The 4,938-nt window shown below is 73.4% G+C and carries 5 protein-coding genes; 4 read left to right on the top strand and 1 reads right to left on the bottom strand.

The genetic code is table 11. The features are described from left to right. Window positions 1-74: 74 nt before the first annotated feature. Together E1283_RS31595 and E1283_RS31590 are read left to right on the top strand one after the other, a co-directional pair. Window positions 75-626 (top strand): TetR/AcrR family transcriptional regulator, encoded by a 552-nt coding sequence (locus E1283_RS31595; RefSeq protein ID WP_132821602.1) that lies wholly within the window; start codon window positions 75-77, stop codon window positions 624-626. After that, window positions 623-2,155, top strand: coding sequence for an MFS transporter (locus E1283_RS31590; RefSeq protein ID WP_132821601.1), 1,533 nt, complete (start codon window positions 623-625; stop codon window positions 2,153-2,155). Before E1283_RS31595 ends, E1283_RS31590 begins: the two co-directional genes overlap by 4 nt. A 59-nt stretch (window positions 2,156-2,214) precedes the next feature. Here E1283_RS31590 and E1283_RS31585 read toward each other — a convergent pair whose 3' ends face one another. After that, window positions 2,215-3,027, bottom strand: a complete 813-nt coding sequence (locus E1283_RS31585; protein ID WP_132821600.1) for an AraC family transcriptional regulator — start codon at window positions 3,025-3,027, stop codon at window positions 2,215-2,217. A 71-nt stretch (window positions 3,028-3,098) separates the two neighbouring features. Here E1283_RS31585 and E1283_RS31580 point away from each other — a divergent pair, with 71 nt between their 5' ends. Together E1283_RS31580 and E1283_RS31575 are read left to right on the top strand one after the other, a co-directional pair. Further along, window positions 3,099-3,881: a phytanoyl-CoA dioxygenase family protein gene (locus E1283_RS31580; RefSeq protein ID WP_132821599.1), complete on the top strand. Its 783-nt coding sequence runs from the start codon at window positions 3,099-3,101 to the stop codon at window positions 3,879-3,881. Window positions 3,882-4,056: 175 nt separating this feature from the next. Further along, a complete protein-coding gene (locus E1283_RS31575) occupies window positions 4,057-4,845 on the top strand; it encodes a DeoR/GlpR family DNA-binding transcription regulator (RefSeq protein WP_132821598.1) in 789 nt (262 codons plus the stop codon). Window positions 4,846-4,938 lie beyond the last annotated feature (93 nt).

The raw sequence follows: 4,938 nt of genomic DNA, 5'->3' as shown, positions 1-4,938 counted from the left end.
GGGTGGGGGCGGGGTGATGAGCTCCACGCGTCTTTTTTGAGACGTCAGTGTCTCATCAGGTTTATGCTTGTCTCATGGCTGTTGATCGTGATCTTGTGCTGCGGACCGCCGCGGCGCTGCTGTCCCGCAAGGGCACGGCGACCCTGGACGAGGTCGCCCAGGCCGCGGGGATCAGTCGGGCGACGCTGCACCGCCACTTCGCCGGGCGTGACGCCCTCGTGCGCGCCCTGGAGGACCTCGCCATCGCCGAGTGCGAGGCCGCCCTGGACGCGGCGCGCCTGGAGGAGGGGCCGGCCGCCGACGCGGTGCGCCGCCTGGTCGGCGGAATCGAGCCCTCCGCCGGCCTGCTCGCCTTCCTCTACACCGAGAACCAGCTCTTCGAGGGCGCCGAGCAGAACGCGGGCTGGGCCCGGATGGACGCCCGGATGAACGCGCTGTTCCGTCGGGGTCAGGAGAGCGGCGAGTTCCGCATCGACCTCAGCCCGGTGTGGCTCACCGAGGCGCTCTACGGCCTGTTCGCCTCCGCGGCCTGGGCGGTGAGCGAGGGCCGGGTGGCCCGCAACGACTTCACCCACCTGATCGTCGAGCTGCTGCTCGGCGGCGCGTCCCGGCGGGAGCGGTCATGACCAGCACCCTGCGGCCGGCCGACACCACCGGGGCGGTCAACCGTCCCGGCCGCTGGTTGGCGCTCGCCGTCCTCGTCCTCGCCGTGCTGCTGGTCGCCGTCGACGCGACCGTCCTCGGTCTCGCGACCCCCTATCTCAGCGAGGACCTGAGCCCGTCGAGCACCCAGCTGCTGTGGATCGGCGACGTCTACTCCTTCGTGATCGCCGGCCTGCTCATCTCCATGGGCAGCCTCGGCGACCGCGTCGGCCGCAAACGCGTCCTGCTGCTGGGCGCCACGGCGTTCGGCGCGATATCGGTGTTCAACGCCTACGCGTCCACCCCCGAGCTGATGATCCTGGCCCGCGCCCTGCTCGGGGTCGCCGGCGCCACCCTGATGCCCGCCACCCTCGCCCTGATCCGCAACCTCTTCCACGACCCGCGCGAACGCAGCGTCGCCATCGGCATCTGGGGCGCCGCCGCCTCCGCCGGCATGGCGATCGGCCCGATCGTGGGCGGTTTCCTGCTGGAGCACTTCTGGTGGGGCTCGGTCTTCCTGATCAACGTGCCCGTGATGGCCGTCCTCGTCGTCCTCGGCATCAGGCTGCTGCCGGAGTCGCGCAACCCGAACCCCGGCCCGTGGGACCTCGTCAGCGTCGTCCTGTCGCTGGTCGGCCTGGTCGGCGTGGTGTACGCGATCAAGGAGACCGCCGCGCACGGCTTCGGGTGGGGACCGCTCGCCGCGGGGCTGGTGGGTGCCGCCGCCCTCGCCGTGTTCGTCCGGCGGCAGCGGCGCCTGCCGACCCCCCTGCTCGACACGCGGCTCTTCCGCAGCCGCGGCTTCAGCGGCGCGGTGCTGGCCGACCTGATGACCATCCTGGGCCTGGCCGGCCTGATCTTCTTCCTCTCCCAGTACCTGCAACTGGTGCAGGGCAGGGGGCCCCTGGAGGCCGGCATCGCCGAGCTGCCCGCCGCCGTCGGCGCGGTGACGGCCGGTCTGCTCGCCGGCCGGGCGGCCCGGCGGTTCTCGGTCCGTGCCACCGTCTCCGGCGGTCTGGCCGCGGTCGGCGTGGCACTCGCCGCGCTCACCGTCATCGACCAGTCCACCGGTTATCCGCTGCTCGGCACCGCTCTGCTGGTCGTCGGGCTCGGCTCGGGACTCTCCTTCACGGTCACCGCCGACGTCATCCTCTCCAGCGTCCCCAAGGAGCGGGCGGGCGCGGCGTCCGCGGTCTCCGAGACGGCGTACGAGCTCGGCACCGCGCTCGGCATCGCGCTGCTCGGGTCCCTGGTGACCGGCGTCTACCGGGGCTTCACCGGCCCGACCGGCACCCCCGACGCGGCCCACGAGTCCCTGGGCGGGGCCGTGGAAGCCGCCACCCACCTGCCTCCCGACACCGCGGCGAACCTGCTGGACGCCGCCCGCCAGTCCTTCGTCGACGGCCTGGGGCTCGCCGCCGGCGCGGGGGCCGCGGTGCTGCTGGCCACCGCCGTCGCGGCCTGGTTCCTGCTGCGCGGCCAACGGCTGGACGACGAACCCGTCGAGCACTGAGCGCCGGAAGGCCCGGCCACGCCACCCGCGCCGGCGCACGGCCGGCGGGGTGCGCGCGGCTACGCCCGGAAGCGCTCGCGGTAGCGGGCCGGGCTGAGGCCGAAGTGGTGGCGGAAGCGGCGGCTCGCGTAGTTGGGGTCGGGCCAGCCGACGCGGCGCCCGACGGCCGCCACCGGCAGGTCGGTCTCGATCAGCAGCGCCGCCGCGCGTTCCGCCCGCAGCCGCGCCAGGTAGGCCATGGGCGGCACCCCCATCCCCCGGGTGAACAGCCGGGCCAGCCGGCCGGGGGAGAGACCGGCCGTGCCGGCGAGCCGCTCGACCGTCCAGGCCGCCGCCACGTCCTGCTCCAGCAGGCGCACCGCCGCCGTCAGCGCCGGGTGCGGTCGCGCGGCCGCCCCGCTGCCCGGGGGCAGCGCTCCACCGAGGACGCACAGCAGGAGCCCCACCCGTACCGTCCGTGGCGCGCCGCCGGCGGCCAGCGCCGTCAGGGACGACTCGGCCAGTGCCAGCGCGGCGCCGGTCAGCGGCGGGAGCGCGACCGGGTCGTGCGGCGCCGGCGCGAAGGGGAAGTCGGCGCGCAGCCAGGCGAGTTCGTGGCCGAGCACCTCCGAGCCGAGGTAGACGTTGTGCACCACCAGGTCGGCGCAGGCGCGGTAGCCGTGCCAGTCGCCGGGGCGCAGCAGCACCACCGAGCCGCGTGCCAGCGGCCGTTCGCCCGCCCCCGACACGTGCACCGCGGTGCCGCCCGTCACCACCGCGAGTTCGTGGAAGTCGTGGCTGTGGGGCGCGGCGGCCTCGGACAGGTGGTGGCGTTCGGCCACCACGTGGTGCTCGCCCGGCGGAAAGACGTCCGTCCTGCGCACCTGGTGCATGTCGGGATTGTGCTACACGACGGGCGGTTTCGTGCTGTCCGGTGCGCGGGCCCCCTGCGACCGTGAAACGCATGACATCCACCGCGGAACGCCCCCGCACCACACCCGACACGCTCACCGACGAGCAGCTCGCCCGCTACCGCCGGGACGGTTTCGTCCACCTGCCCGCGGTCCTCTCCCGGCGGGACGCCGCCCGGTACGCCAAGGCCGCGCTCGCCGCCCGCGACCGGCTGGACGACTTCCACTCCGGCGCCGCCTTCACCCAGCTGCTGCAGCTGTGGCGGACCGACGGCCGGCTGCGCGAACTGACCCTCGACCCGGGGCTCGCGGGCATCGCCACCCGGCTGGCCGGGATCCCGCTGCGGCTGTGGCACGACCAACTGCTCATCAAGGAGCCGCACAACGGGGCGGCGACGGAGTTCCACCAGGACCAGCCGTACTGGCCGCACGCCGGGTCGCGGCACGCGCTGTCCGCCTGGGTGGCGCTGGTCGACGTGCCGGCGGAGCGCGGCTGCCTGACGTTCATCCCCGGCAGCCAGCACCTGGAGGGGCTGCGCGCGCAGGACCTGACCGACCACGACGACCTGATGAACCTCGCCCCCGACCTGCGCCACCAGCCGCGGGTCACCGTGCCGTTGCGGGCCGGCGACTGCACGTTCCACGACTCCCGGCTGGCCCACACCGCCACCCCCAACCACACCGGAGACCCGCGCGTCGCGCACGTCGTCATCTACGTCGACGCCGAGCTCCGGTTGGCACCCGAACCGGCCCACCCGGTCACCGATCCGCTCGGGCTGAGGCCCGGTGACCGGCTGCCCGACGAGCACTTCCCGCGGTTCGACGTGATGTCGTGATGTGAAGTTACAAGGGGACTCTGTTATCTGTCGGCCCCGGGTGCCGGCCCAACGCCGGCGCCCGGGTGCCGAGATGCCCGTGACAGGCAACGACGAGTTCTGTCCTGGGTGTTAACAACACAGCGCGCCTGTTATAGCTTGCTGCCGCCTCCCCTCGGCAACGAAGAATCGGACCATGACCATGGACAGAAGCGGTCGTCGCGGCCCCGAGCAGCGCCGGCAGGACATCGCCGACCTGGTGCTCTCCGCCGGCTCCGTCGCCGCCGCCGATCTCGCCGGACGTTTCGACGTCAGCCTCATGACGATCCACCGCGACCTCGACGAGCTGGAACGCCGGGGCATCGTGCGCAAACACCGCGGCGGTGTCACCGCCCAGCCGTCCGGCGTGTTCGAGAGCAACGTCGCCTACCGGCTGAAGTCGATGCGCCCCGCCAAGGACGCCATCGCCGAGCGGGCGGTCGGGCTGATCGAGCCCGGCATGGCCGTCCTGCTCGACGACTCCACCTCGGCGCTCGCGCTGGCCCGTCGACTGACGGGGATCACGCCGTTGACCGTCGTCACCAACTTCCTGAAGATCATCAACCTGCTCGCCGGCGAGCGCGACATCCGGCTGATGGCGCTCGGCGGCGACTACGACCCGCTGCACGACTCCTTCCTCGGGGTCTCCTGCGTGGACGCGATCGAGGCGCTGAACGTGGACCTGTGCTTCGTGTCCACCTCGGCGGTGTCGGAGGGGCTCGCCTACCACCAGGAGCAGCACATCGTCTCGGTCAAGCGGGTCATGCTCCGCGCCGCGGCCCGCAACGTGCTGCTGCTCGACCACTCGAAGCTGGGCCGGGTGGCCCTGCACCGGGTGGCCCCGCTGTCGGCGTTCGACCGCGTCATCGTCGACGACGGCGCGGACGGCCGGGCACTGCGCGACCTGACCGAGCGGAACGTCCCCTACGAGGTGGCGGAGACCTGACCGCCACGCCGCGCTGACCCCCTTGAGCGTCAGCGTCGTGCCCAGCACCGCGTTCCACTCGCCGACGCCGAGCGCCCCCGCGGCCAGCTGTGC

The sequence above is a fragment of the Streptomyces hainanensis genome (genome assembly GCF_004348415.1).
Taxonomy (GTDB): Bacteria; Actinomycetota; Actinomycetes; order Streptomycetales; family Streptomycetaceae; genus Streptomyces; species Streptomyces hainanensis.
This window is presented reverse-complemented; position numbering and strand designations above follow the sequence as displayed.